The organism is Streptomyces sp. NPDC050704 (genome assembly GCF_040654355.1).
Classification (GTDB): domain Bacteria; phylum Actinomycetota; class Actinomycetes; order Streptomycetales; family Streptomycetaceae; genus Streptomyces.
In genome coordinates, this window is record NZ_JBFAHW010000022.1 from 1 (window position 1) to 24,106 (window position 24,106).

The 24,106-nt window shown below is 66.4% G+C and carries 20 protein-coding genes; 2 read left to right on the forward strand and 18 right to left on the reverse strand.

Going from position 1 to position 24,106, the window contains the following annotated elements:
- The 17 genes from recA to xylB all read right to left on the reverse strand — a co-directional run.
- On the reverse strand, positions 1-662 hold a 662-nt coding region (gene recA, locus AB0I18_RS15105; RefSeq protein WP_363105900.1), incomplete at its 3' end, for a recombinase RecA.
- 1,561 nt (positions 663-2,223) lie between these two features.
- A complete protein-coding gene (locus AB0I18_RS15110; protein WP_363105901.1) occupies positions 2,224-2,736 on the reverse strand; it encodes a hypothetical protein in 513 nt (170 codons plus the stop codon).
- 3 nt (positions 2,737-2,739) lie between these two features.
- On the reverse strand, positions 2,740-3,255 hold the full coding sequence (locus AB0I18_RS15115) for a MarR family transcriptional regulator (RefSeq protein WP_363105902.1): 516 nt from the start codon (positions 3,253-3,255) through the stop codon (positions 2,740-2,742).
- A 60-nt stretch (positions 3,256-3,315) separates the two neighbouring features.
- Positions 3,316-4,452 (reverse strand): glycosyltransferase family 1 protein, encoded by a 1,137-nt coding sequence (locus AB0I18_RS15120; protein ID WP_363105903.1) that lies wholly within the window; start codon positions 4,450-4,452, stop codon positions 3,316-3,318.
- 57 nt (positions 4,453-4,509) lie between these two features.
- The gene (locus AB0I18_RS15125; RefSeq protein WP_363105904.1) at positions 4,510-5,355 is read right to left on the reverse strand and encodes an ABC-2 family transporter protein; all 846 of its coding nucleotides are present in this window, start codon (positions 5,353-5,355) and stop codon (positions 4,510-4,512) included.
- Between the two features lie 14 nt (positions 5,356-5,369).
- Positions 5,370-5,951 (reverse strand): ABC-2 family transporter protein, encoded by a 582-nt coding sequence (locus AB0I18_RS15130; RefSeq protein WP_363105905.1) that lies wholly within the window; start codon positions 5,949-5,951, stop codon positions 5,370-5,372.
- Positions 5,952-6,202: 251 nt separating this feature from the next.
- Complete coding sequence (locus AB0I18_RS15135; RefSeq protein ID WP_363105906.1) at positions 6,203-7,207, reverse strand: ATP-binding cassette domain-containing protein; 1,005 nt, start codon at positions 7,205-7,207, stop codon at positions 6,203-6,205.
- Positions 7,198-8,046 (reverse strand): hypothetical protein, encoded by an 849-nt coding sequence (locus AB0I18_RS15140; RefSeq protein WP_363105907.1) that lies wholly within the window; start codon positions 8,044-8,046, stop codon positions 7,198-7,200. Before AB0I18_RS15140 ends, AB0I18_RS15135 begins: the two co-directional genes overlap by 10 nt.
- 97 nt (positions 8,047-8,143) lie before the next feature.
- A complete protein-coding gene (locus AB0I18_RS15145) occupies positions 8,144-8,974 on the reverse strand; it encodes a hypothetical protein (protein ID WP_363105908.1) in 831 nt (276 codons plus the stop codon).
- 130 nt (positions 8,975-9,104) lie between these two features.
- Entirely contained in the window at positions 9,105-10,058 is a 954-nt protein-coding gene (locus AB0I18_RS15150; protein WP_363105909.1) for a nucleoside-diphosphate kinase, read from the reverse strand.
- A gap of 250 nt (positions 10,059-10,308) precedes the next feature.
- The gene (locus AB0I18_RS15155) at positions 10,309-11,691 is read right to left on the reverse strand and encodes an IS1380 family transposase (protein ID WP_363105910.1); all 1,383 of its coding nucleotides are present in this window, start codon (positions 11,689-11,691) and stop codon (positions 10,309-10,311) included.
- A gap of 307 nt (positions 11,692-11,998) precedes the next feature.
- Positions 11,999-13,522, reverse strand: coding sequence for an aldehyde dehydrogenase family protein (locus AB0I18_RS15160; RefSeq protein WP_363105911.1), 1,524 nt, complete (start codon positions 13,520-13,522; stop codon positions 11,999-12,001).
- A gap of 298 nt (positions 13,523-13,820) precedes the next feature.
- Positions 13,821-15,125: a GAF domain-containing protein gene (locus tag AB0I18_RS15165; RefSeq protein ID WP_363105912.1), complete on the reverse strand. Its 1,305-nt coding sequence runs from the start codon at positions 15,123-15,125 to the stop codon at positions 13,821-13,823.
- A 96-nt stretch (positions 15,126-15,221) separates the two neighbouring features.
- On the reverse strand, positions 15,222-15,833 hold the full coding sequence (locus AB0I18_RS15170; protein WP_363105913.1) for a peptidoglycan recognition family protein: 612 nt from the start codon (positions 15,831-15,833) through the stop codon (positions 15,222-15,224).
- Between the two features lie 89 nt (positions 15,834-15,922).
- Positions 15,923-16,936, reverse strand: coding sequence for an acetamidase/formamidase family protein (locus tag AB0I18_RS15175; protein WP_363105914.1), 1,014 nt, complete (start codon positions 16,934-16,936; stop codon positions 15,923-15,925).
- Positions 16,937-17,469: 533 nt separating this feature from the next.
- A complete protein-coding gene (locus AB0I18_RS15180) occupies positions 17,470-18,681 on the reverse strand; it encodes an ROK family transcriptional regulator (protein ID WP_363105915.1) in 1,212 nt (403 codons plus the stop codon).
- 99 nt (positions 18,682-18,780) lie between these two features.
- Entirely contained in the window at positions 18,781-20,226 is a 1,446-nt protein-coding gene (xylB, locus tag AB0I18_RS15185) for a xylulokinase (RefSeq protein WP_363105916.1), read from the reverse strand.
- A gap of 190 nt (positions 20,227-20,416) precedes the next feature.
- Between xylB and xylA the strand changes: the two genes are divergently transcribed.
- Positions 20,417-21,583, forward strand: coding sequence for a xylose isomerase (xylA, locus tag AB0I18_RS15190; protein ID WP_363105917.1), 1,167 nt, complete (start codon positions 20,417-20,419; stop codon positions 21,581-21,583).
- Between the two features lie 351 nt (positions 21,584-21,934).
- Complete coding sequence (locus tag AB0I18_RS15195) at positions 21,935-22,549, forward strand: hypothetical protein (protein ID WP_363105918.1); 615 nt, start codon at positions 21,935-21,937, stop codon at positions 22,547-22,549.
- A gap of 88 nt (positions 22,550-22,637) precedes the next feature.
- Here the strand turns inward: AB0I18_RS15195 and AB0I18_RS15200 are convergent, their stop codons facing one another.
- The gene (locus AB0I18_RS15200) at positions 22,638-23,978 is read right to left on the reverse strand and encodes an esterase-like activity of phytase family protein (protein ID WP_363105919.1); all 1,341 of its coding nucleotides are present in this window, start codon (positions 23,976-23,978) and stop codon (positions 22,638-22,640) included.
- Between the last annotated feature and the right edge of the window lie 128 nt (positions 23,979-24,106).

Here is a 24,106-nt window from a genome sequence, read left to right on the forward strand (position 1 = left end):
ACCGAGGCGTAGAACTTGAGCGCCCGGCCACCGGTCGTGGTCTCCGGGGAGCCGAACATCACACCGATCTTCTCGCGCAGCTGGTTGATGAAGATAACCGTCGTCCTCGTCTGGCTGAGCGCGCTGGTGATCTTTCGGAGCGCCTGGCTCATCAGGCGGGCCTGTAGGCCCATGTGGGAGTCGCCCATCTCGCCCTCGATCTCGGCGCGCGGCACCAGGGCCGCGACGGAGTCGATCACGATCAAGTCGATCGCGCCGGAGCGGATCAGGGTGTCGGCGATCTCCAGAGCCTGTTCGCCGTTGTCCGGCTGGGACAGGATGAGGTTGTCGGTGTCGACGCCGAGCTTCTTGGCGTACTCCGGGTCCAGAGCGTGCTCGGCGTCGATGAACGCCACCGAGCCGCCGGCCTTCTGTGCGTTCGCCACCGCGTGCAACGTCAGCGTCGTCTTGCCGGAGGACTCCGGCCCGTACACCTCCACCACACGGCCGCGGGGCAGACCGCCCACGCCGAGCGCCACGTCCAGCGCGGTCGATCCGGTGGGGATCACCTCGATGGGACCATTGGGCCGCTCGCCGAGGCGCATGACTGCACCCTTGCCAAATTTCCGCTCGATCTGTGCGAGCGCGGTGTCCAGCGCCTTTTCGTGGTCGGTCCCTGCCATGAGCTTTCACCCGGTCCGATTGTGTGGCACGCCGCACGTCGGAGAACGTGAGCGTCTACTGCCGACAACGGACGTCTCGGAGATCCCAGTAAACGAACATCCGATCGATTTGCGTGTCCAGTGAAAGGTACCAAACCGAGGGGGAGCGGGACGGGTCGCGCACCGAACCGCTCCGGAGGCAGATTGCGCCGCCGCCCGCTTCCCCGCGCTGAAACGCGGCTCCGTCGAATGTCGTCACGGCTTCCGAGGATGCCCTCCACCGGCTTCGCGACATATGAGACCTCACTGCGGCTGGCCTTGCTGCTGGCATGAGGTGTTCTCAGGTGGCCGTGCCGACCGCGAAGTCGCAGTCAGGCGGTCCTGCTGTCTCTCGGTAACCGACTCGAGTCACGTCGCTGCGTCTCGTTGACCTGTACCCGATGACGCATCATGTGGAGCGCGTTGCCACGCTGGGGTTTGCAGTGAAGACGACCTGACCTGTGATGTCCTTCGGCGTCTCTTGGTCCGCGACCGGTTCGCGAGATGCTCCCCGGGATGTCCGAAGGTAGCGCGAGAAGCTCCATTGAATGCAGACGGTAGGCCCCGTTCGGGTTGCCTGGAGCGCAACGACGTCTCCAGGCAACCGACTTCAGGCTCTAGAAGAACCCAAGTTTCTTCGGGCTGTATGAAACAAGAAGGTTCTTCGTCTGTCGGTGGTACATGGACCATGACCCCACTGACCTGCAAAAATGTGGGGAATCCCTTGCTGTGAAGCCTAGTTGTTCCGCACCTGGTCCGGATCTTGGAATTCGATGCCCGCGGGACTCTGTGCTGGTACTGCCTGGCACGGGTAGGCGAGGGCGTCTCTTGCTGCCCAGGCGGTCCAGGCGCATCAGCGCTGTTGGTGAGTCACATGTGAGAGCGAGGCCCGCTGCAGGTCTGCTCCGATGGGGTTCTGCATGCGCCGGCGGCGACGACGCCTGGGCCGATTGACCCCCGTCGAGTACGAGACCATCATGACCCCACCCGCAGCTCTGGCTGCATAAACCCCGCTGTCACCCGATCGTGCAGTAGTCCCAATCGAATCAGGTGCTCGACGCGGTCAAGAGGAAGGGCGGGAAGTACGGCGACCTGGCGCGGCCGTTCATCGTGGCGGTTGGCCGTGCGGCCGTGTTTCCCGAAGACGAGGAGACCGAGACCGCGCTGTACGGGACCTCGGCCGAGTACGCCCACGCTGGCGCACCCCTGACCGGCCGCACTTCGATCGGAACTTGGAGCGAAGCTCGGATCTGTGGCACCGCGCCATGGGTGGTGACCTATCCGGCTGTCAGCAGCCCGACGGCAACTCCCGCTGCGGCCAGTCCCGCAGTCTGCGGAAGGGTGAACCGCTCCCTCAGGAGGGTGATGCCCAGCAGGACCGGGAGCATCGGGGTAGAGGGAGGAGAGGACCACGGTGATGGCGACGAGCTGCTGCTGAACCGCGAACAGGTACAGGACGAGTGCACCGGCCGCGATCATCCCAGTGAACGTCGCGCCGATCGGTGCCGCACCGGCATCCGTATCGGCGCACGATACGACAGCGCTATGGGGAGGACGACGGCGATGGCCGCGAGTCGTCCGGCAGCCACCGGCCAGAGGCCCGTCGCCGTCTGTGCCTGGGCGAGCGCCAGGTACTGGAGACCGACCAGAGCGCGGGCACGGCGATGACGATGCCGAACCAGGAGAGGACCGACGGCCGGTCTCCGAGGACGGCCACACCGACCAGGACCAGCAGGGCCACTCCTCCCACGGCGCTGACGGGTACCGCCATGGTCTTCTGTACCGCGGCCCAGCCCGCGGTACAGAAGACCATGGCGGCACCGGTGCGGACGCCGGACAGCGCACCCCAGGCCAGACCGGCAGCATCCGGTGCCGTGCTCGGCAGGACGAGGACGAGGACGAGGACGAGGGCAACGGCGCGGGCGAGAACCAGGCCGCCGACCTGCCCGACGAGGGCGACGACGGCGAAATGGGCACGGCGGGAGAGCAGCCCGCCCCGCCAGTCGGCCAGGCCGTAGCAGGCCGCTGAGCCCAGTGCGAGAAGGACGCCCATCATCGGTCACCGGGACCCCGCCCCCTCGTCCCGCTCAGCCTGTCCCACCGGCCACACCGCGCCCCGCACGCAGCTTTTCCGGTCGCACAGGCGGCAGATCAGATGCGCGTTTCCGATCTCTTCGTACAGCCCAGTCAGCAGTTTGCTTAGCAGACCGACCAGAGCGATCTGCTCGTCCTCATCGAGCACGGCGACGATTTCGGTCAACGGTGCTCCCCGTGCCGTGAGCAGCTTGCGGGCCGTCCGCTGCCCGGAATTCGTGAGCTTCACCGAAACGGAACGGCCATCTCCGCGGCGCCGTCCGACGAGTCCGCCGCTCTCGAGCGAGTCGACCATCCGCGCCGCCGACTGTGACAGGCCCACTCGACACCCGAGCTCGGTGACGCTCAGCCCCGGTGAGACGGAGAGGGCGAGCAATGCCGCCGCTCCACTGGCGCTGACGCCAGCCGTTCTTGTGGTCTCGGAGAGCGCCACGTCGGTGACGGCGAGCGCCGTGGTACCCAGGAGATTGGCGACACGCATCGTTTCATGCATAACTTGAGATCGCGCAGGGTGTAAGAAGCACAGGTAACAGCGCCGTCGTTAAGGGAGACATGACCCCAAAACCGCAGCCGTAGCCGCTGTGGTTCGCTCCCATGTGTAGCTTGCCGCGAAGGCTTTGCCGTCCCTGCCGAGGCGATGACGCAGCCCTCGATCTTGTATGAGCCGTGACAGTGCCGCAGCGATGCTCTCCGGAACACGCGGTTCAAAGTAGACGGCATTGTCCTGAAGAATCTCGGGAACGGCGCCCGCCTTTGTCGCGGCAACGGCAGTGCCGCAACTCAGCGCTTCCAATGGCGGCAGTCCGAAACCCTCCGAAAGCGAGGGGTAGACGACGAGCTGGGCCGCGCGGTAGAGGTGGGGAAGCAATCGGGAAGGGCAATGTCCTATAAGCCGGACACAATGTTCCAGCTGATATTCATGGATCAGCCTCGACAATTCATCGGAATCTTCGAGAGCGAGAACCAAAGGAAACTTCTCTGTTATGTCGGGACAGAGAGACGCGGCTTCGATCAGACGAGCAACGTTCTTCCGAGGGAACGCGCCTCCGACGTACAGACAGAACGGCTCACGGAGACTGAACGTCTCCTGGATCAGGCGTACGGAAGAAGCACGGTCTGCGGGGACGAAATCCAGGCATGGAGCGATGTGCGTGACGTGAGATTTCCCGAGGATGCCCCAGCGCTCTTCCACATCGGCACGAGTGTCGTGTGAAACGCAGAGGAGAGCCCTGGCATCGGATGCGCACTTTCGTGCCCACCTGGAGTAATAGGAATAATAGGCAGGAGGGCATTGCGCGTTGTGTCCGGTGAAGTGCTCGAACGCAAGATCATGAACGGTCACGACCTTGATGCCCGGCCAATTGATCGGGCCCATGGACAATGGGCCGAAGAATATGTCAGGATCCACCGAATCAACGTGCTCAGGGAGGACTCGCTGTTCCCAGTATTCCCGGCGCGCAAAGCGCTCAGACGGTGCGTCCGCTGGTACGGGAACTGTCGTGAAGCGAAACTTTGGTGACTGTTTGGGAAGCACAACCTCGCCGACGGATTCTTCAGGCACAAGCGCTGTTACTCGGACCCCTTCTGTATGTGCAAGCCCATCAATAATCCGCATCGCATAATTACCGACGCCGCCGCCTCGCGGGTGGGCAATCGCTGCGTCGATGGCAACATGCATACCAGACCACTCTCCCAGATGTTCAGTCGGATTCAGGGCCGCTCTCTGGTGCCGCCGTCAATGACCGGCGCTTCCGTAATGCCGAGCCTGGCTGCGCCAGAATGAGTAACTGGCAGAAAGGCACAGGAGCCCGACGAGAGGCGACGCCGTGGCAATCCATGGGTGTACAAGCACTTCGTCGGCGCGTCCAAGCAGCTCGGATGCAGGAAAGTATGCGACAAAGGCCAGGGGGACGATGAAAGTCAAGGCAAACTGGGTTGCCAGGGGGAAGGCATTCATCGGATAGCCGCCGAAGTTATTGAAGACACTGTCGATGAGCAAGCGAAATGATCGGGTGGACAACAGTTTGAAGCAGAGAGCCGCGCCGGCCAGTTGCAACGAAAGCTCCACCAGGGCGCCTCCGACAATCGCCAAGACGAGATAGCCGACGGTGGCAGCTGTCCAGTCCCGATTTACCAGGCCGGCCGAAACTGCAAGGAGGCCGACTCCGGCGAGTAGATCGCCGGCAACTTGCGGGTTGATCTGCCGAGTCGTCAACTGAACCAGCAAGCCTGCTGGACGGACCAAATAGCGATCGAATTCTGCCTCCCGTATGACCTCATCGAGTCGATTCAATTGGTTGAAGGGAATGGTCCACAGAGCATGTGCTGTGAGTCTCATTCCATACAAAAACGAAATCTCAGTCAGACTCCAGCCGCCAATTTCTCCGAACCGCTCCACGACGGCCCACACAAAAACAAGACCGACGCACTGATAGGCGATGCCTCCGACAATCATAAAGAGCAGATTGGCTCGATATTGAAGCTGTGATCTCCATGCTGCGGCCAGGAGCAGGAAGTAGCGCCGTACGAGGCCAGGACGCGCGTACACACGCTCGTTCCGTTCGGTGGGAATCTCTGTCATGGCGACTTACGCACCTACCCGCCTTGGACGACGACTCGACGCCATGCCCTTGTCCAGACAGTGCGTAGGATTACGCACAGCACGATCAGCCAGGCAAGTTGCCTGCCCACGGCAGTACACAGATCGAGGATTCCCTGTAGTTGACCCACGTAGATCGCAAGCGGTGTGTACGTAGTGCCTTGAAATGGCAGCCACAAAGCCAGAGACTGCAGCCATTCCGGCATGAACCACAAGGGAATCAATGCTCCGGACATGAGTTGGCCCACCATTCGATAGACCATGAAGATCCCACTCACCTCCAGGGTCCAGAACGCCAGCATTCCGACCATGGTTGCGAGAAGCACGGTGACGATATAGCCGAGTACTGAACTGAACATCCAAAGGATGGCGCTCGCGGCCGATGGTGGCTGTTGCGCTCCGCCGATGAGTACAGCAAACGGAATCGCCAGCAAGGCGAATGGGAGCATGGCCAGGGTGACGCCCGATTGAGCGCAGATCATCTGAATGGGAAAGCTGAGGGGGCGCACCAGATCAATGGCAACTCGGCCATCGCGGATTCGTTCTGGAATGGCAGAGAAAGTGAAGGGGTTCAGCACCCAATACTGTACGGTTGCCAGTGTCGAGTATGTTGTCTGGGTTGTAAGGGAAACTTGATTCCCGTTGTTCGCAGACACGGAACCATCGGTTGGGAACACAGAAGTCCATACTGCCTTGAGCAGGTAAATCTGTATGAGCAAGCCCACGAGTTGAAGAAGGTAGTCGGTCCGGTACGTGGATACGCTCGCGGCAGATGCCCGCACTATCCCGAGGGAGGCCCTGGCGCTCCGACGAGTGGCATGCGCGGTTTTCATCGAGTGGTAGGGGCGGATGTGGAAGAGTACAGGCGCCGCACTACGCCTTCCAACTCAGGCTCCGTGATCGACATATCTGTTACCGCATTTTGCCTCAATACGGCTCCGATGAGGTCAGGCGCCTGGATTTGATCAGGAAGAAAATGGAGGCAGATCTGGCCAGTGCGGTCTCCCGTGGTGAAGGCCACGCCAGGGATCTCCAGATCGACCCATGAGTGTCCTTCTGCCAACTGGACGACCAGTTGGCGATGCGGCGCGTAGCGTGCCTTGAGCGAGGACACGCTTCCGTCGTACAGGACCCTGCCGCCGTCGATGAGAATTATGCGCGGGCACAGTCGCTCTACATCAGCCAGGTCATGCGTGGTCAGGATTACGGTCGTACCCTCTTCGCGGTTGAGATTGGCGATGAATTCGCGCATGCGTTCCCGCGCAACAACGTCGAGTCCAATAGTTGGCTCGTCAAGAAACAGAATGCGCGGTTGGGGGAGCATAGCTGCGGCAAGATCGCCACGCATCCTCTGTCCGAGCGAGAGCTGTCGAACCGGTGTATCCAAGAACGGCTGGAGATCCAGCAGCTCGGCAAAAGTCTCCATGTTTTTCTTGTACCTCGCCCTGCTCACACCATAGAGCTTGGCTATGAGATCCAAGGAGTCCCGCAGAGGAAGATCCCACCACAGCTGAGTTCGCTGCCCGAAGACGACACCGATGTTGAGAGCGTTTTCTTCGCGATCACGCCACGGAAGCTTTCCTGCTACTTCGACGACACCTCGCGTCGGCTGGAGTATTCCCGTGAGAATCTTGATGGTGGTGGACTTGCCCGCTCCATTCGGGCCAAGGTATCCTACCAGCTCTCCAGAATTGATCTCGAAGTCTACGCCTTGGAGGGCTTGAGAGGTGATCCGCTGCCGCGTGAAGAGCGTTCGTAGCGCACCGAACGCACCGGAGTGCCGCACCGGTCGATGGTATTCCTTGGTGAGCCCTTCAACCTGAATTATCGGCATCTTCGTATCCCGCCCCCTTCGGTGTGGTGCTCGGCGGCGCGGTCCAATGCGAAGTGTTGACGCAGGAACGCAAACGTGCCAGTGGGGCCCGTGTTCTCACCGCCGGACACGACGAAGCCGCGATAGTCCGGCTTGCTGGAGCCGGCGCAAAAGACATGAGAACCCGTGAAGTGGGGATGCAGGAGTTCATTGTCGGGTTCGCCGGGCCCGAAGGAGTCGCCGACAATGGTCGCCTCGGCATCCGTGGCGACGCCCAGGCGTGGCAAGCGGTTGACGAGATGCTGAACGGCACGGGCCTTGGTTGAGGTAGCCGGGAGAATGTCTATCGATTTGGTCCCGGCAGCTCGAACAATGAACCGATCACCATGGACAGCTGCGATGGTTCTCGACAAGTCGACGACAATTTTCTTTCGCTGGGATTCCAGGCCGAGAAGTGTCAGTGTGGTCTGGACTTCCTTCTGCTCGATGCAGACATTTCCCGATACGGCTTGATCTCCCTTGCGGAACAATGTGGGCAGATGGCCCCGCTTTCGTGTGTAGGTAAGTACCAATTGCGTGATGGATTCTCGATAGTGCCCGAAAAGTGGGGCGTTGTCGTAGTGGTATCTCGCTCTTCCCGCGCCGGTGAATTGTAGACAGGACCCCCCGTGGTTGCTGTAGAGCACCATCCCCTGTCGCAGCCTTGGTGCGATTCGGGCACAGATCCGTCGTTCGAGCGAATCCGAAGAGGCTCCCGACACGACGGTGATCAATACGTCGTGGACGCCGAGCAGTTGGGACAGGATGTCCACCTGATCGGACGTCAGAGCACCATGTGTGGGTGTGAGGGTGGCGTCCACGTCGGCTATCAGGAGACTGCGGAATGCCTGACTCATCAGTCGTGAATCTTCCCGGGCCAGGACGTGTTCAGGCGAACGTTCCTTCGTCGTATTGAGTTCATTCCTGACCTGAGAGTGCGTAGGCCTGATACCAGTCCATAGAAAGGTCGTCGTCGACCGTCACCCTGTTCCACAGCGGGGCGCAGTGATCCTGGGCAACCTGTCTGAGTTGCTCAAAACGATTCGTGACAGTGGACTGGATGAACTTGGCACGCTCATCCTCGGATGTGAAATGCTTGATTTCCTGCCAGACGGATCTTCCCGCCACGAAGCCTGAGCATCCCGCTGAGCCGGATATCTGAACGATATTGCGTAACTGGTCGAAGTCGACACCCCCCGACAAGACGGCCCACGGTGCTTCTATCATTGAACTTACCCGACGCACAAGTGATGGCCCGGGATACTCAATTTTGAAGATGTCGGCGGGAACGTCCGCGAGTGTCTCGAGTGCGGCTATCGTTCGTTCATCGCGGCGGTCGAGATCTCCTGGAACCATCGGTTCAAGGAGAAGCAGGATGTCCTGCTCCAGGCATTCGTGAGCCACCTGCTCGGCGAGGCGGCGACCGGCTGCCGCGCTGTCGGCGTCGTCCGGATCCATGTTGACTAAGAGTTTCACCCCGATGGCCCCGGCGTTCTTCGCCTTCTTGGTGGACCAGCCGTCGAGGAGCTCGGACTGTGGATAGCCGTCCTGCATGCTTATGCCTGGCTTTTCAAGACTCAGGATGAGTGCCGCGGACGGCGGAGTGAGATTAATGCCGTAATTTGGGTCGAGCAGCACACCCGTTGTGTGGACGTACAGGGGCGCGAGGAGCTGTTGCTTGAGTTTCCTTATCTGCTGGTAGGCCAGTGCACCGTCGTACATCTTCGCGAACATTCGCCGGTGATCCATTGCGGCGATGGTGAAGATGCCACTCTCGCTCAGCGCGTGGAGGCCGCGGACCTTGCCGGGCGTGGAGGCGAGACTGTACCTGCTGATCGCTCACTCCTTAGAACCGATGACGATCTGTTCGCTCGACGGGTCAGGAAATCATCCCGCGAATCGTTGGGAGGGTGCTGTGTACTCCATCAAGCCGGGGATTGGTCAAGTACGTGGCGAGAACGGTAAATGCGAAGTCCTGCGCGATGCCGGGGTTGATTGTCTCGAGCGTACGGTGAATGTCGTGCCAGTCTCCGCGCCATTCTCCTCGCTCAAAAGATTCAACCGCTGCCGTGACTGCCGCTTCGATCGTTTTGTGCGTGCCGTTTTGTTTGCACAGCTCGGTGAGGCGCTGCGCTGCTGCCTCGAGTGTAAGTTCGCTGTGGTCTTGACCGGTGTGCGAATTTATGGCCGCGGCAGTGGATAGGACGTGCGCTTCCGAGGCTTCTGGGAGATTGTCGTTGAGGATTTCTCTTCGCTTGTCCTCGCCGAACAGTACGCCTAATTCTCGGATGAGATCTGCCGGTTCGTCGGGGGAGTGAACAAAATTGAGATATGCATTGTAATTTCCCAGTGTTGCCCGAAGCTGCCACGGTGCTCTCTCACCCGGCTCCGAAGGGCCCTTTTGTTCGGCGAGCTTCTGCGTTGCCGTCATATTCCTTGGAGTGGTGGAGCGGAGTAGAAGGAAGAGGCAATCTGAGGTGCCGAACAGCATGTCGACCACCTGCTTGTGCTGGCGAGTCACTGCATTCCACTGGTATCGCCACAGTCCGCGGAGTACATGGCGTGATGCTCGGACGGTTTCGAAATGGACGACTTGCCAGTCGTGTGCATGCAGCCAACGAAGTATCTGGGGAACCTTGCCCAGTCGCAGCGCTTCAGGCTTCACGAGGAGTGTCGAGTGGCGTGTGCAGTAACTGCGAGTTGCCCGGCCCGGCATGCTGAGTGCGTCTTGCCAGGTCTCGACGAAGTACGTATCGTCTGCGAATGCTCGCCGCTTTTGGTCGATTTGCGTGAGCCAGTGCGGTATCGAGGAGTAATTCGCGTATGTTTCCATGCACGTCCCGTTCTGGTGGCTCAGTGTCAACTGGGCCTTTCGTGCGCGACCTTAGTAGATCTTCCCAGAGGGGCGCTAGCCTCGATCATTCATGAGGGTCCGTCAGCTTGCTGACGGACCCTTTGTGGTGAGTGTCGGTGGGGGTTTTCGGAGTTTGAGCAGGTTGAGAGCCCGGCTGTCGCGTCGGGTGTGCGCCGGGTGCCACGGCTCCGGTCGGCTCGTGCTGCTCGCAGGGATGGGAAGGTGCTGGTCAGCCGGGGTTCGGGAGGGCGTGGAGCCGGTCCAGAGCGTCGGTGATCACGTTGGTCCAGGGCCAGTGCCCGGCGAGGCGGAGGTAGCGGCGGCGCCCGGTGGTGACGAGCTGGGCGGCGGTGGAGAACAGCCGAAGCCGCAGGCGGCGGGGCTCCCAGAGCCGGGCGGTGCCGGTGAGGGCGAGCAGGGGCATCCAGGCGAGCAGGTCGAGGGCGATCTGGACGATCTCCAGCCAGATCTGGTTCTGTGCGGTGTCGTGGAGGGGCAGGTTGCGCAGGCCGGTGGCGCGGGCGGCGCGGATGCGGTCCTCGGCCCGGGCCCGCTGGCGGTGGCGCAGTTCGAGGGCGGCGATCGCCTCGCCGGGGGTGTTGGTGGCGAAGCAGGTCAGCCGCATGCCGTCGGCGTCGGTGAAGCGCAACTGAGCACCGGGGTGCGGCCGTTCCTTGCGCACGATCAGCCGCATCCCCTTCGGCCAGCCCGTCAGGCAATCGCTGCTGGCGTCGAGTTCGGCGACCCAGGTGCCGTCGCGGATGTCGCCGTCGGGTTCGACGGCCGGTGTCCAGGCCGAGGCCGGGACCTTCAGGACGGCCTGGTGGATGGCGTCGGTGATGGTCATGCCGACCGAGTACGACAGCCACCTGCCTCGTTGGGCGAGCCAGGCGACGAACTCGTGGGTGCCGCCGCCGGAGTCGGTGCGGATCAGCGTCTGACGTCCGCGACGGAGCCGTTTGGGCAGCTGGGCCAGGGCCAACCTGGTGGCCTGGATGTGGTCGGCGGCGGTGTTGGAGCCGGCGTTGCCTGGCCGCAGCAGGCCCACGACCGGCTCACCGGACCCGCCCCGGCCGTGGTCGACGAAACCCATCAGCGGGTGGTGTCCGAACGTCTTCTTCCAGGTCGCGGCGGCGTCCTGTTTCTCGGAGTGGGCCAGGACGAGGACGCCGTCGATGTCCACGATCACCTGCCCGTCAGCGTCCGGTGCGGCTTCACCGGCCAACCGCCAGACGTATTCGCGCACTTCAGCACGGGCGGTGCGCAGCGCGGCCAGGACTCGATGTCCGCCCGACGCCAGCTTGCTGATCAGCCGGGAGACCGTGGGGTCGGAGGCCACCGGCCCGAACACGGCCGGCTCGGCCCGCAGTACGGCGACGTCGGCCAGGCAGTCCCCGCCCAGCGCGACGGCGAGCGCGATATCCAGCAGGATCTTGCCCGGATCGTGCACCGCCCGTGGCTTGCGCCATGGCCCGAGCGCCGCCGATATCGCCGCATCCAGACCGGACTTGCGGACCGTCTCGACCAGCAGCACGGCCCCGGCCTGCGAGACGACTCCGCGACCGCCGCCCTCGATACGGACATGCGGGTGGGACCCGATACGCTTCTTCACCTGGAAAGTGCCTCCGGCGGTGGTGGGAACAAGGACCTCAGCAATCCTCATTCTCGCTGGTCAGAGGCACTTTCTGCTTTCTTGATCACCAGCCGGACACCCCGCCTCATGAAAGCGCGAGGCTAGAGCTGCAGACGCGGCGTAGAGCGCGGAACATGGTGGAGCTCCAACTGGTCCGTGGCTGGTCCGGGGATTGCGTGGATTTGAAACGGTTCGCGCCGGAGCGTCTTGGGGTGACTGCGTACAGTGGCTGAGGATCTCGGTTGTCTGGAGGGAAAACCTCCCTCCAGACAACCGACTTGCAGCTCTAGAAGAACCCAAGTTTCTTCGGGCTGTATGAAACAAGAAGGTTCTTGGTCTGCTGGTAGTGCTCCAGCATCATCTTGTGGTTCTCGCGGCCGATGCCGGACTGCTTGTAGCCGCCGAACGCCGCGTGCGCGGGGTACGCGTGGTAGCAGTTCGTCCAGACCCGGCCCGCCTGGATCGAACGACCCGCGCGGTACGCCGTGTTCATGTCCCGCGTCCATACGCCGGCCCCGAGCCCGTACAGCGTGTCGTTGGCGATCTTGATGGCGTCGTCGAAGTCCGTGAACGAGGTGACCGACACGACCGGACCGAAGATCTCCTCCTGGAAGATCCGCATCCGGTTGTCGCCCTGGAAGATCGTCGGCTGGACATAGTACCCGCCCGCCAACTCGCCGTCGTACTCGATACGGTGACCGCCCGTCAGAACCTTCGCGCCCTCCTGCTGGCCGATGTCCAGGTAGGAAAGGATCTTCTCCAGCTGGTCGTTGGAGGCCTGGGCGCCGATCATCGTGTCGGTGTCGAGCGGATGGCCGGGCTTGATCAACTCGGTGCGGGCGACCGCCGCGTCGAGGAACTCGCTGTAGTGGCCCTGCTGGATGAGCGCCCGGGACGGACAGGTGCACACCTCGCCCTGGTTCAGCGCGAACATCGTGAAGCCTTCCAGCGCCTTGTCCCGGAAGTCGTCGTCCTGCGCCCATACGTCGTCGAAGAAGATGTTCGGCGACTTGCCGCCGAGTTCGAGCGTGACCGGCTTGATGTTCTCGGAGGCGTACTGCATGATCAACCGGCCCGTCGTGGTCTCGCCGGTGAAGGCGACCTTCGCCACGCGCGGGCTGGACGCGAGCGGCTTGCCCGCCTCGACCCCGAACCCGTTGACGATGTTGACGAGGCCCGGCGGCAGCAGATCCGCGACCAGGCTCATCCAGTAGTGGATGGACGCCGGGGTCTGCTCGGCGGGCTTGATGACGACCGCGTTGCCCGCCGCGAGCGCCGGGGCCAGCTTCCACACCGCCATCAGGATCGGGAAGTTCCACGGGATGATCTGCGCCACGACACCCAGCGGCTCGTGGAAGTGGTACGCCACCGTGTCGTCGTCGAGCTCGCCGAGCGAACCCTCCTGAGCGCGGATCGCCCCCGCGAAGTAGCGGAAGTGGTCGATGGCGAGGGGGATGTCGGCGGCCAGCGTCTCGCGGACCGGCTTGCCGTTCTCCCAGCTCTCCGCGACCGCGAGCTTCTCCAGGTTCGCCTCCATCCGGTCGGCGATCTTGAGAAGGACGTCGGCGCGCGCGGTCACCGAGGTACGGCCCCAGGCGGGTGCGGCCGCGTGCGCCGCGTCCAGTGCGCGCTCCACGTCCTCCGCCGTGCCCCGCGCGATCTCCGCGAACGTCTGCCCGTTCACGGGACTCGGGTTCTCGAAGTACTGCCCGCGGGCCGGCGGCACGTACTCGCCGCCGATGAAGTGGTCGTAACGCGCCTGGTAGGAGACGATCGCGCCGTCGGTACCGGGCGCTGCGTAACGGGTCATGTGCTGCCTCCCAGAAAAGACCGCCCGCCGTTGGACGGCTCTCGGCGCGAGAGTAGGAGCGGGGAGGTTGCAGATACGTTGCGCGGGGTGGGGCGGAGCGGGGGAGGGCGGGGAGAACCGGGTCGGATCGGTCAGGACGCATTCGGAGCGGGATCTGGGCTGGTGGGGCTTACGTCTGGGGTGTGCGGGGTTGGACGCAGGCTGTGCGCGGTATTGCCTGTTGCCCTCGGCACGCTGCCGTGGTTGTGGGTGCTGCGCGGTGGCTGTGACCCGTAGCCGCTGTCGCGACCCGTCGCCGTCAGCGTGATGTCCACCCGGGGGCCGCCGACTGCTCGGCCTCCAGCTCCTCCAGGCGTGCCCGTACCGGGGCCGTGGGCCGTATCGCGGCGAGTGCCCGCCATACGTCGAGGTCGTCCTCGCCCCACGGCGCGTGGGCCCAGTCGGCCAGCAGGTCCGGGTCGTGGCCGGAGACGAGCGCGGCGCGGAGCCCGTCGGCGAGCCGGCGGCGCAGCCGTGCCACCGCCGGGGCCTGCGAACCGGGCAGCAACGGACCGGCATACGCCGCCACGGCCGCCGTGACCGCGCCGACGCCCAGCTTGCGCTCCACGACCGAGACGTCGGACTCGACCGGCACCGCGAGCCGGTAGGGCCGCGAACCGAGCACTCCCGGCCCGAGGAGGCGGCGCAGGCGGGCCAGCTCCGCGCGCAACGTCACCGGCGTCACCGACTCGTCCTCGTACAGCGCACACGACAACTCGTCGCCGGACAGCCCTTCCGGATGCCGGGACAGCAGCACCAGGATCTCGCTGTGCCTGCGGCTGAGGCGCAGCTTGCGGCCGCCTGCCACGAGCAGCGCCTCGTCCCGTCCCAGGGCGGTCAGTTCGAGGGCGTCCGTGGTGGCCGGGGCCGGGGTGAGCAGGGCCAGGTGGGACTCGGCGGCGCGTGCGACGGCCTGCACGAAACCCAGGCTGTGCGGATGCGCCAGACCATCGCCGCCGGTGATGTCGACCGCGCCCAGCAGCCGCCCGGTGCGCGGATCGTGCACGGGTGCCGCCGCGCACGTCCACGGCTGGACGCGCCGTATGAAGTGCTCCGCCGCGAACACCTGCACCGGCCGGTCGAGCGCCACCGCCGTGCCCGGAGCATTGGTACCCACCGCCGACTCCGCCCATCGCGCGCCCGGCACGAAGTTCATCCCGTCCGCCTTCCGGCGGGTCCCGGGATGGCCCTCGACCCACAGAAGTCTGCCCTGCGCGTCGCACACGGCGAGGAGATGCTCGCCGTCCGCCGCGAACGTCCCCATCAGCTCGCGGAACAGCGGCATCACTCGGGCCAACGGATGCTCCGCCCGGTAGGACCCCAGGTCTCCGTCGGTGAGCTCCACCCGAGCGGTGCCGTCGGGTCCGACCCCGGCCCGTGCCGAACGCCGCCACGAGTCGGCCACCACGGAACGCACCGGACGCGGCACCGTGCCCGCCTCCGTGAACGTCTCGTGGGCGCGGCGCAGCGCCCGCACCCGCTCGTCGGGGTCGGTCCCCGTTTCCAGGGCCACCCATGGATCGGTCAACTCGGCCTCCCGGGAAGGCGATGCGGCTGGGGACATCGTCACTCCCGTGGCGGGCGCGGACAAGCATCGTGACCACGCCCGGTACGGCCCGCCTCGCGCGTGGCGCTGCCCGACCCTCCGACCGCCTGCGGCTCAGGCGGAGTTGACCAGTCTCATGTAGCGCGTCCAATCCCAGTTCGGTCCCGGATCGGTGTGGTCGCTGTTCGGTACCTCGTAGTGCGCGAGGATGTGCGAGCGGTCCTTGGGGATCCGGTACTTGGCACAGATCGCCGCGGTGAGCTTCGCCGACTCCTCGTACATGGCGTTGGTGAAGTACGCGGGCTTGTCCACCCAGCCCTCGTGCTCGATGCCGATGCTGCGTGTGTTGTAGTCCCAGTTGCCCGCGTGCCAGGCGACGTGGCGCTCGCGCACCATCTGTGTGACGTACCCGTCGGCCGACCGGACGACGTAGTGCGCGGACACCTTCTTCTTGGGGTTCTGGAAGATGGTGAGGGTGGTGCGATAGGTCGCCTGCGTCACGTGGATGATCACGAAGTCGACAGGATGGCTCGTCGGGCGGTTGGCTGTCGTGTAGTTGGCCTTGGTCGCCGGGGTCCACTCGGCTCGTGGGTAGTCGACGGCCTGGGGTTTCGCGCCGGCTCGCGTGCTCGGGAGTAAGGCGGTGGACAGCGTGGCGAGTGCCGTGCTTTGAAGCAGGCGCCGCCTGCTGGGCAGGGATGCGGGCAGGAACGGGGGTCGGTCCATCGGGGCGCCTCTCGGTGGGAGCGGTGTCGTGCCGGGGCAGGCGGTAGAGCGAGTTCGTGTGTGCCGGTGCCGGTGTCGGTGAGTCGGGTTCAACGGCCCAGGGTCGCCGCCGCTTCGCGCATCCGTGTGTGCAGCCCGCGGTGTGTCTCGCGCTTGGGCAGCCACTCCTTGCGGAGCTTGGCCACGCAGGTGTAGTTGGTGTCGCAGACGTTGGCGAGCGGCGACTCGACGGTCTGGGTCGCGAACTGGTAGGCATCCAGCTCGCTGAACCCGTAGTCGCGCACCAGCCACCGCACCAGGTCGAGCTGGGATATTCGGAACGCGTCCTCCAAGGGGCGTGCCGAACCGGTCGAGATGATGTGCGTGTCCGACTCGATGCGGGGCCACGGCGTGGCGATCCCCTTGAGCAGTTCGACGATCACCACGGTGTTCATCGCACACTCGACGGCGACCCCGCAGGTCTCGCCCTCGCCCTGCCGTGCGTGCCCGTCGCCGAGGCTCAGCAGCGCGCCTTCGACGTTCACTCCGAGGTAGCAGGTGACCCCGGCCCGCATCTCGGGGGTGTCCATGTTCCCGCCGTGTGCGTCCGGCACCAGGGCCGAGCGCACCTCCAGGTTGGCGGGCGCCACGCCCACGGTGCCGTGCATCGGATCCATCGGCAGTTCGATCCGGATGTCGCTGTCGCGGGCGCTGAACAGCGCGGTGCGGCGCGCGCGGTCGAGCTGCCAGATCCACACGGTCTCCGGCAACGGAGGCTGCAGCGTGGCCGTGGTGTGCGTGGATGTGAGGGCCCCGAACAGCGGGACCGTCGTCGACGCCGCCCAGTCCCGTGCCGGTTCGATCGACACGAAGTGCACCGCGACCGTGTCGCCCGGCTCGGCACCCTCCACGTGGAACGGTCCCGTCTGGGGGTTGAGGAACGGAAACTCGCACACCTCGGACACCAGGTCCTTCTCCGACCGCACCCGCCCGGCGAAACAGTCCTCCGTGTACAGGTCGAGGACCGTGCCCGGCGCGATACGCGCCACCGGCGGCGCGCCGCCGAACGTCCACGCGTACTCGCCGGGTTCGGGCCGCACGGTCAGGATCCGCGGGTCGCTCATGGTTGTACAGCTCCGTTCTGCGCAAGGCTGGGGAAGGAGTCTCGTCGAGGCGAACACGGGCGGTCTCGGCTGTGCGCCCCGAGTGGCGTCGCAACAGCACCGCGATCAGCACGACCACGGTCATCATCCAGGCGCCCACGACCGGACCCGCGTACGACACCGGCAGATGCCTCGCCGGCTGGGGTAACTCTCGCCCGCGACGCGGGACGTACCAGGCGCGGGCAAGGCCCATCGCAGTCTCCCCCGACATGTGAATCCCCCGCTTTCCCCGTGCTCTGACACGCCTCCGTCCGCCCGACGACGGCGTCTCGCGTGAATCACGGTACGGCTCTTGCCGATGGGGGAGGAAGAACATGGCCCGGTCCGTGGACAACACCGGGACTGTGGACAACTCGGTCACTCGTGAGGGGGATTGAGATGCCCGAGACAGACCGGAGCGCGACCGGAGCGCGCGGCCGGGTCCGCAGGGAGGAGAGCCTTGTGGCGGGCCTACGCGGTGAGGCAGGGCGAGTTGGGGCAGGGCGAGCCGAGGCCTACGACGCCCCGCCGCCCACGCCCGCCGGATCGTCCAGCACGGTCCGCACCACCGAGTGCGCCGCGCCCAGCAGCGGTCCCTCGGGGCCCAGCCGGGAGACGGACACCGCGCAGGCCGGGCCCGCGGTCCGCCGCGCCAACTCCCGTTCCAGCGACGGCAGCAACCAGGGCGCGAGCCCCGACAACGCCCCGCCCAGCACGACGGCCTCCGGATCCAGCAGGTTCACGGCACCGGTCAGCGCGATGCCCAGCGCGATTCCGGCGTCGCGCAGGGCCCGCCGCACGTCCTTGTCGCCCTGAGCCGCGCGCTCGGCCAGCAGCCCGACCCGGTCCTCGCCCAGTTCCAGACCGGCCGCACGCAGCACGGCCTCCTCGCCCGCGTACTGCTCCAGGCAGCCGCGCCCGCCGCACGCGCAGGCGGGTCCCTCGGGACGTACCGGCACATGCCCCAACTCGCCGGCGAAGCCCCGCGTCCCCCGCAGCAGCCGTCCGTCCACGACGACCGCCCCGCCGATGCCGATCTCGGCGGAGACGTGCAGGAAGTCGCGCGGCGCCTGTTCGTTGAGCCAGAGTTCGGCGAGCCCGCCGAAGTTCGCCTCGTTGTCGACCGTCAGCGGGAGTTCGCCCGGCAGCAGAGCGCCGAGGTCCGTGTCGTGCCAGTCGAGGTTGGGGGCGCGGACGACGGTCCGGGCGTCGCGCGCCACGAGGCCCGGCACGGCGACGGCGAGGCCCGCGGGCCACAGGCCCTCACTCTCCGCCTCGGCGACGACCCGTCGTATCAGCCCGGTCAATTCCCGCAGCACCGGCTCGGGCGACCGGCCGCGGTTGGTGCCGTGCCGCACCGCCCGGGCCCGCACTTCGCCGCGCAGATCGACCGCGCACACGGCGAGATGGTCGACACCCACTTCCGCCCCGATCCCCGCGGGGCCGCGCCCGCTCAGGGCGAGCGCCGAGCCGGGCCGCCCCACCCGCCCCGGCCGTTCGGGGCCCAGCTCTTCGAGGAGCCCCGAACGGATCAGCTCGTCGACCAGGGTCGAGACGGCAGCCCGGGTCAGCCCGATGTGCGAAGCGACGGCGGCACGGGACAGCGGACCGTCGGCGTTCACGGTGTGCATCACCCGCGACAGGTTGCGGCGACGCATGCCCTGCTGGGTGTCGGGCAGTCGCCGAGCCGGACTGCTGGGATGGCCCTCGTGCAGCGGTGCGGTCATGCCTCCGTCAGTCCTCGTCCGGCCGGCCCACTCAGGGCTGTCCTGGTCAGTGCGTGCCGACGCCTCCGGGAGGGAGGGCCGCAGGTGCCGATCAGTCGTTCAGGGGCGATCCGCCTCCCGCTCCAGCAGCGGAGCCGCGTCGGAGAGTACCCCGGCGATCCGCGCGAGCGCCGCCTCGTCCCGCTCCACGGCCTCCAGCACCGGGCCGCGCGCGGTGTGCCAGCGCCGCGCGACCGCCGCCGGATCCTCGCCGGTCAGTACGCCCGCGGCCTGCGCGGCAGCGCCGAGCGCCACCAGTTCCTTCGCGTCGGGCACCTGAACAGGGCGCCCCGACAGCCGGCGTACGGTCTGCTGCCAGGCCGTTCCCCGCGCGCCCCCGCCGATGAGCAGCAGCGGGGCCGAGCGGTCCGCGTCCTCGTCGAGCACCAGGTCGAGGGCGCCGAGCAGGGAGTGGACCGCACCGTCGTACGCCGCCTGGAGCAGCTGTCCGGGCGTCGTGTCGTGCCGCAGTCCGAGCAGCAGGCCGGAGGCGTGCGGCAGGTCCGGCGTGCGCTCGCCGTCCAGGTAGGGGAGGAGCGTCACACTCGTGCCCGGCTCGACGGCCTCGCGGTCGATGCCCAGCAGCGCGGCGACGCGGTCCACGGCGAGGGTGCAGTTGAGGGTGCAGGCCAGTGGCAGCCAGTCGCCGCGCGCGTCGGCGAAGCCCGCCACGGTCCCGGACGGGTCGGTGGGCCGACGCGTGGAGACCGCGTACACCGTGCCGGATGTTCCGAGACTGAGGACCGGAGTGCCCGGGCGCAGCCCGAGGCCCAGCGCCGCGGCGGCATTGTCACCGGTGCCGGGGGCGACCAGCGTGCCCTTGGAGAAGGGCAGGTCATGGCGGTCGCGGACGGTGCCGGCGACCTCACCGGGCCGCACCACACGCGGCAGCAGGGCGGGGTCGAGCCCCACATGCCGCAGGATCTCTTCGTCGTACGCCTCGGTGCCGGACGCCCACCACCCCGTACCGGAGACATCGCCGCGGTCGGTCGTGCCCTGCCCCGTGAGGCGCTCGGTGAGGTAGTCGTGGGGGAGCCGTACGGCCTTGGTCGCGCGGATCGCCGCCGGCTCGTTCTCGGCCAGCCAGGCCCACTTCGTGACCGTGAAGGAGGGGGCCGGGACGCTTCCGGTGCGCTCGGCCCAGACCTTCGCGCCGCCCAGTTCCTCGGTCAGACGGCGGGCCTGCGGCGCCGACCGCACGTCGTTCCAGAGCAGGGCCGGGCGTACGGGTTCGCCCTGGGCATCCAGTGTGACCAGACCGTGCTGCTGCCCGCCGATCGACACCGCGGCCGCCTCGCGCGCCGCGTCTCCGCACTGGTGCAGCGCCTCGCACAGCGCGTCCCACCACTGCCGCGGATCGCTCTCGCGGCCCGCTCCGGACGAGACGGTGTGCGGCGCCTGGCCGCTCGCCACCACCTCCCCGGTGGCCGCGTCCACGACCAGGGCCTTGGTGGACTGGGTGGACGTGTCCACGCCGACGACGAGCGGACCCTCGGCTGCTGACATCGGACTCTCCCTCTTCCGCGGCTCCGCGGGGTCTGACCTGGTGTTTTAAGGGGTTTGTCCGGGCCGAGACGGCCCGGATGCCACTCCATGTCTCTGCTCGGAGACATCTTGTCTCTTCCCAGAGATGCCTCCGCATACTAATTTGTTAAGCGCCATGACGAAATAGTCGGAGCAAGCAAGGAGCCGCGGCATGAACTACCAGCCCACCCCCGAGGACAGGTTCACCTTCGGCCTGTGGACCGTCGGCTGGCAGGGAAGGGACCCGTTCGGCGACGCCACCCGGGCCGCCCTGGACCCGGTCGAGTCGGTGCAGCGCCTGTCGGAACTCGGCGCCTACGGAGTGACCTTCCACGACGACGACCTGATTCCCTTCGGATCCTCGGACATCGAACGCGAGTCGCACATCAAGCGCTTCCGGCAGGCTCTCGACACGACCGGTATGACCGTGCCGATGGCCACCACGAACCTGTTCACGCACCCCGTGTTCAAGGACGGCGCCTTCACCGCCAACGACCGGGACGTACGGCGCTACGCGCTGCGCAAGACGATCCGCAACATCGACCTGGCGGTGGAACTCGGCGCGCAGATCTACGTGGCCTGGGGCGGCCGCGAGGGCGCCGAGTCCGGTGCCGCCAAGGACGTACGCGTCGCGCTGGACCGCATGAAGGAGGCCTTCGACCTCCTCGGTGAGTACGTGACCACCCAGGGGTACGACCTGCGCTTCGCGATCGAGCCGAAGCCGAACGAGCCCCGCGGCGACATCCTCCTGCCGACGGTCGGGCACGCGCTGGCGTTCATCGAGCGCCTGGAGCGGCCCGAGCTGTACGGCGTCAACCCCGAGGTGGGCCACGAGCAGATGGCCGGGCTGAACTTCCCGCACGGCATCGCGCAGGCCCTATGGGCGGGCAAACTCTTCCACATCGACCTCAACGGCCAGTCCGGCATCAAGTACGACCAGGACCTGCGCTTCGGAGCGGGAGATCTGCGTGCCGCGTTCTGGCTGGTCGACCTCCTGGAGACGGCGGGTTACGCAGGACCCAAGCACTTCGACTTCAAGCCGCCGAGGACCGAGGACTACGACGGCGTGTGGGCATCGGCCGCGGGCTGCATGCGCAACTACCTGATCCTGCGCGACCGCACGGCGGCCTTCCGGGCCGACCCCGAGGTCCAGGAAGCACTGCGGGCCTCGCGCCTGGACGAACTGGCGCAGCCGACCGCCGCGGACGGACTCCAGGGGCTGCTCGCGGACCGTACGGCCTTCGAGGGCTTCGACGCCGAGGCGGCCGCCGCGCGCGGGATGGCGTTCGAGCACCTGGACCAGCTGGCCATGGACCACCTGCTGGGTGCCCGAGGCTGATTTCGCCTCCGATGGGAGACTCCTGCGCGGAAATCTCCGGAATCATGCGATCCATGCCATGAGTCCGTATCAACTTCCGCGCAGGGGTCGCGTCATGACCGGTTCGAGGCGACTCTTGACGGTATGGCCACGCCGCCCTTACCGCCCCAGCCTCCTCGGCCGCCGGACGACGCACCGCCTCCGGGCGGTGGCGGGTTCGGCCCGCCGCCCGGAGGCTTCGGACCTCCTCCAGGGGGTTACGGACCTCCTCCTGGAGGCAACGGCCCGCCATGGCAGGGGGGCGGCGGAGGCTGGCAGCCACCACCGTCACCGCCGCCCGGACCACCGGGCGGCCCGGGACGCCGCCGCACCATGCTCCTCGTCCTGCTCGCCGTGCTCGTGGTGATCGGGGCCGGAGCCGCCGTGGCCCTGGTCGCCACCAGCGGCGACGGCTCGTCGGACAAGGACCCGCCCGCGGAGAGCAGCGCGAGCACCAGTCGTCTGCCGACGCCGTCGCTGAGCATCCCGTCGGAGGTGCCCAGCGAACTGCCCTCCCTGCCCAGCGATCTGCCGTCCGACTTGCCGAGTGATCTGCCGAGCGGCCTTGACTCGCTGCTCCCGTCCCTCGCGAGCGACGAGGTGCCGTACTACATGCTGCGAACCGGTGACTGCTTCGACATCGACGACAGCCGGCCCGGCCAGGCCTCCAAGCGCTCGTGCCGCGCGGCGCATGACGCCGAAGTCGTGAAGGTGGCCGAACTGGAAGGCACGTACACGACCGATGCCGGCCTCAAGAAGGCGGCATCGGACCTCTGCGAGAAGCCCCTGGACACCAAGGCGGCCCGGCAGCCCGCCGGCACGGTTCGCGGCACCCTGGTGCAGTATCCGGACCCCTCGGGCTTCGGGATCGGCATAGACAAAGTCGCCTGCAGCCTGGCCGCGGACGTCGGTGAGGGAAGCCGCAAGCTCACCAAGCCGCTGAAGTGAGCCGCGCGCAGCGGAAGTGAGGCACACGCGCAGCCGAACTGAACCACGCGCGCGTAGTCGCGTGAAAACGCCGAACGGAGCCCGGCGTTCAGAACCCGCGCGGCAGCCGTACGTACGTCACCGTGGTCTCGATGCCGCTGTCCACCAGACGTCCCTGTGCGTCGAACGCCTCCGGGCCGTCCGTCATACCGAAGTCGTTGTCGTTGATCAGCGCGAGCGTGTCGTGGTCCACGCGCGCGACACCCTCGATCTTCCCGGGTATCCCTTCCACCTGGCCGAGGTCGACGACAAGACGCTTGCGCAGCACCGGAACACCGGAGGCGGCCGGGTTGTCGAGTTGCTCCAGGGACGGGGAGGTGGTGTCGTCGTCCCACTTGTCGCCGAGGATGTCCGCTCGTCGGCTCAGCTGCACCACCTGCAAGCGAGCGGCCTTGTCGGTGCGCTCCTCGACGAGCAGCCGGTCGCGTCCGACGGCCACCACGGAGGAGATCTTCAGCTCGGACGTGTCGTCCTCGCCCGGGTCGACCACGTTCACCGGGTCGAAGCGGTACGCGTACTCGGCGGTGACGGCCCGCTTCTTCGGCGAGAAGCGCAGCAGGCGCGTCGTCAGGGACGCCTCACCCGCCTCCGTGTCCGGTACGGACAGGGGGCTCTGGACGGCCATCACCAGGTCCCCGCCCGGAAGTTGGGCGAGTCCCTCGAAACCGCGGTTGACCTTCCGGTGCAGAAGGATGGCGGGCAGTGCCTCGACCACCGGGTAGTCCGCCCCGGTCAGGTTCAGCCCCTTGGGCACGTACCGGGTGAGCACCTTCCCGCGCGCGGAGACGTGGACCAACGAGGGCCCGTACTCGTCCACGAGCCAGAAACTGCCGTCCGCCGCACGCACGATGCCCTCGGTGTCCAGCCCGTTCGGGTTGTACGTGAGCGGTGTCTTCGCGTCGTAGGAGTACGGCGCCTCGTCGCGTCCCTCCTGGTTGGGCAGGCCGGTGACGGCCTTCCCGGAGGTGGTGGTTACGGGTATCGAGGCCAGCACCTTCACGGTGTCGCCGGACACTCGGATCTTCACGATCGCGGGGTCGAAGCCGGGCACGGGGAACGTGCGGCGCTTCTTGCCGTCCACCTTGATCTGGCCGTTGGGCTCGCGATCGGTGACCGTCCAGAACTCGCCCTTGCGGCCCGCCGGGTAGATGTCGCTGCCGATGCCGCCGAGGTCCACGCCCCGGTCGTCGTCCACCGTGCCCGGCAGCAGCGCGTTGCTGAACGTCCCGAGAGGGAGATCGCCGAGCGTCACGGAGTCCGTGACACGCGCGTCCCCCGAGGGCGCGCCGACCGCCGTACCGGCCACCGCGAGGCCGGCCAGCAGGGCGAGCGGCACGCCGCCGGCGACGGAACGGCGGACGCGGCGCCGGACGGCGGCATTCGGGGACATCGGGCCTCCAGGGGCACAAGTTCGGTGACAGCGGCAAGATTTCGCCCCCGCACCGAACGCCGAACCGCCGATGGATGAACAACGAGCGTCCACCACTCATCCGGTGAACGACGGCGGTGTCCTTCGTG

What these genes read in the sequence shown, in the direction of transcription:
- AB0I18_RS15110 (WP_363105901.1), bottom strand. Translation starts at nt 2,736, where the DNA reads ATGATGGGCGTCCTTCTCGCACTGGGCTCAGCGGCCTGCTACGGCCTG.
- AB0I18_RS15115 (WP_363105902.1), bottom strand. Translation starts at nt 3,255, where the DNA reads ATGCGTGTCGCCAATCTCCTGGGTACCACGGCGCTCGCCGTCACCGAC.
- AB0I18_RS15120 (WP_363105903.1), bottom strand. Translation starts at nt 4,452, where the DNA reads ATGCATGTTGCCATCGACGCAGCGATTGCCCACCCGCGAGGCGGCGGC.
- AB0I18_RS15125 (WP_363105904.1), bottom strand. Translation starts at nt 5,355, where the DNA reads ATGACAGAGATTCCCACCGAACGGAACGAGCGTGTGTACGCGCGTCCT.
- AB0I18_RS15135 (WP_363105906.1), bottom strand. Translation starts at nt 7,207, where the DNA reads ATGCCGATAATTCAGGTTGAAGGGCTCACCAAGGAATACCATCGACCG.
- AB0I18_RS15145 (WP_363105908.1), bottom strand. Translation starts at nt 8,974, where the DNA reads ATGGATCACCGGCGAATGTTCGCGAAGATGTACGACGGTGCACTGGCC.
- AB0I18_RS15150 (WP_363105909.1), bottom strand. Translation starts at nt 10,058, where the DNA reads ATGGAAACATACGCGAATTACTCCTCGATACCGCACTGGCTCACGCAA.
- AB0I18_RS15160 (WP_363105911.1), bottom strand. Translation starts at nt 13,522, where the DNA reads ATGACCCGTTACGCAGCGCCCGGTACCGACGGCGCGATCGTCTCCTAC.
- AB0I18_RS15165 (WP_363105912.1), bottom strand. Translation starts at nt 15,125, where the DNA reads ATGTCCCCAGCCGCATCGCCTTCCCGGGAGGCCGAGTTGACCGATCCA.
- AB0I18_RS15170 (WP_363105913.1), bottom strand. Translation starts at nt 15,833, where the DNA reads ATGGACCGACCCCCGTTCCTGCCCGCATCCCTGCCCAGCAGGCGGCGC.
- AB0I18_RS15175 (WP_363105914.1), bottom strand. Translation starts at nt 16,936, where the DNA reads ATGAGCGACCCGCGGATCCTGACCGTGCGGCCCGAACCCGGCGAGTAC.
- AB0I18_RS15180 (WP_363105915.1), bottom strand. Translation starts at nt 18,681, where the DNA reads ATGACCGCACCGCTGCACGAGGGCCATCCCAGCAGTCCGGCTCGGCGA.
- xylB (WP_363105916.1), bottom strand. Translation starts at nt 20,226, where the DNA reads ATGTCAGCAGCCGAGGGTCCGCTCGTCGTCGGCGTGGACACGTCCACC.
- xylA (WP_363105917.1), top strand. Translation starts at nt 20,417, where the DNA reads ATGAACTACCAGCCCACCCCCGAGGACAGGTTCACCTTCGGCCTGTGG.
- AB0I18_RS15195 (WP_363105918.1), top strand. Translation starts at nt 21,935, where the DNA reads ATGCTCCTCGTCCTGCTCGCCGTGCTCGTGGTGATCGGGGCCGGAGCC.
- AB0I18_RS15200 (WP_363105919.1), bottom strand. Translation starts at nt 23,978, where the DNA reads ATGTCCCCGAATGCCGCCGTCCGGCGCCGCGTCCGCCGTTCCGTCGCC.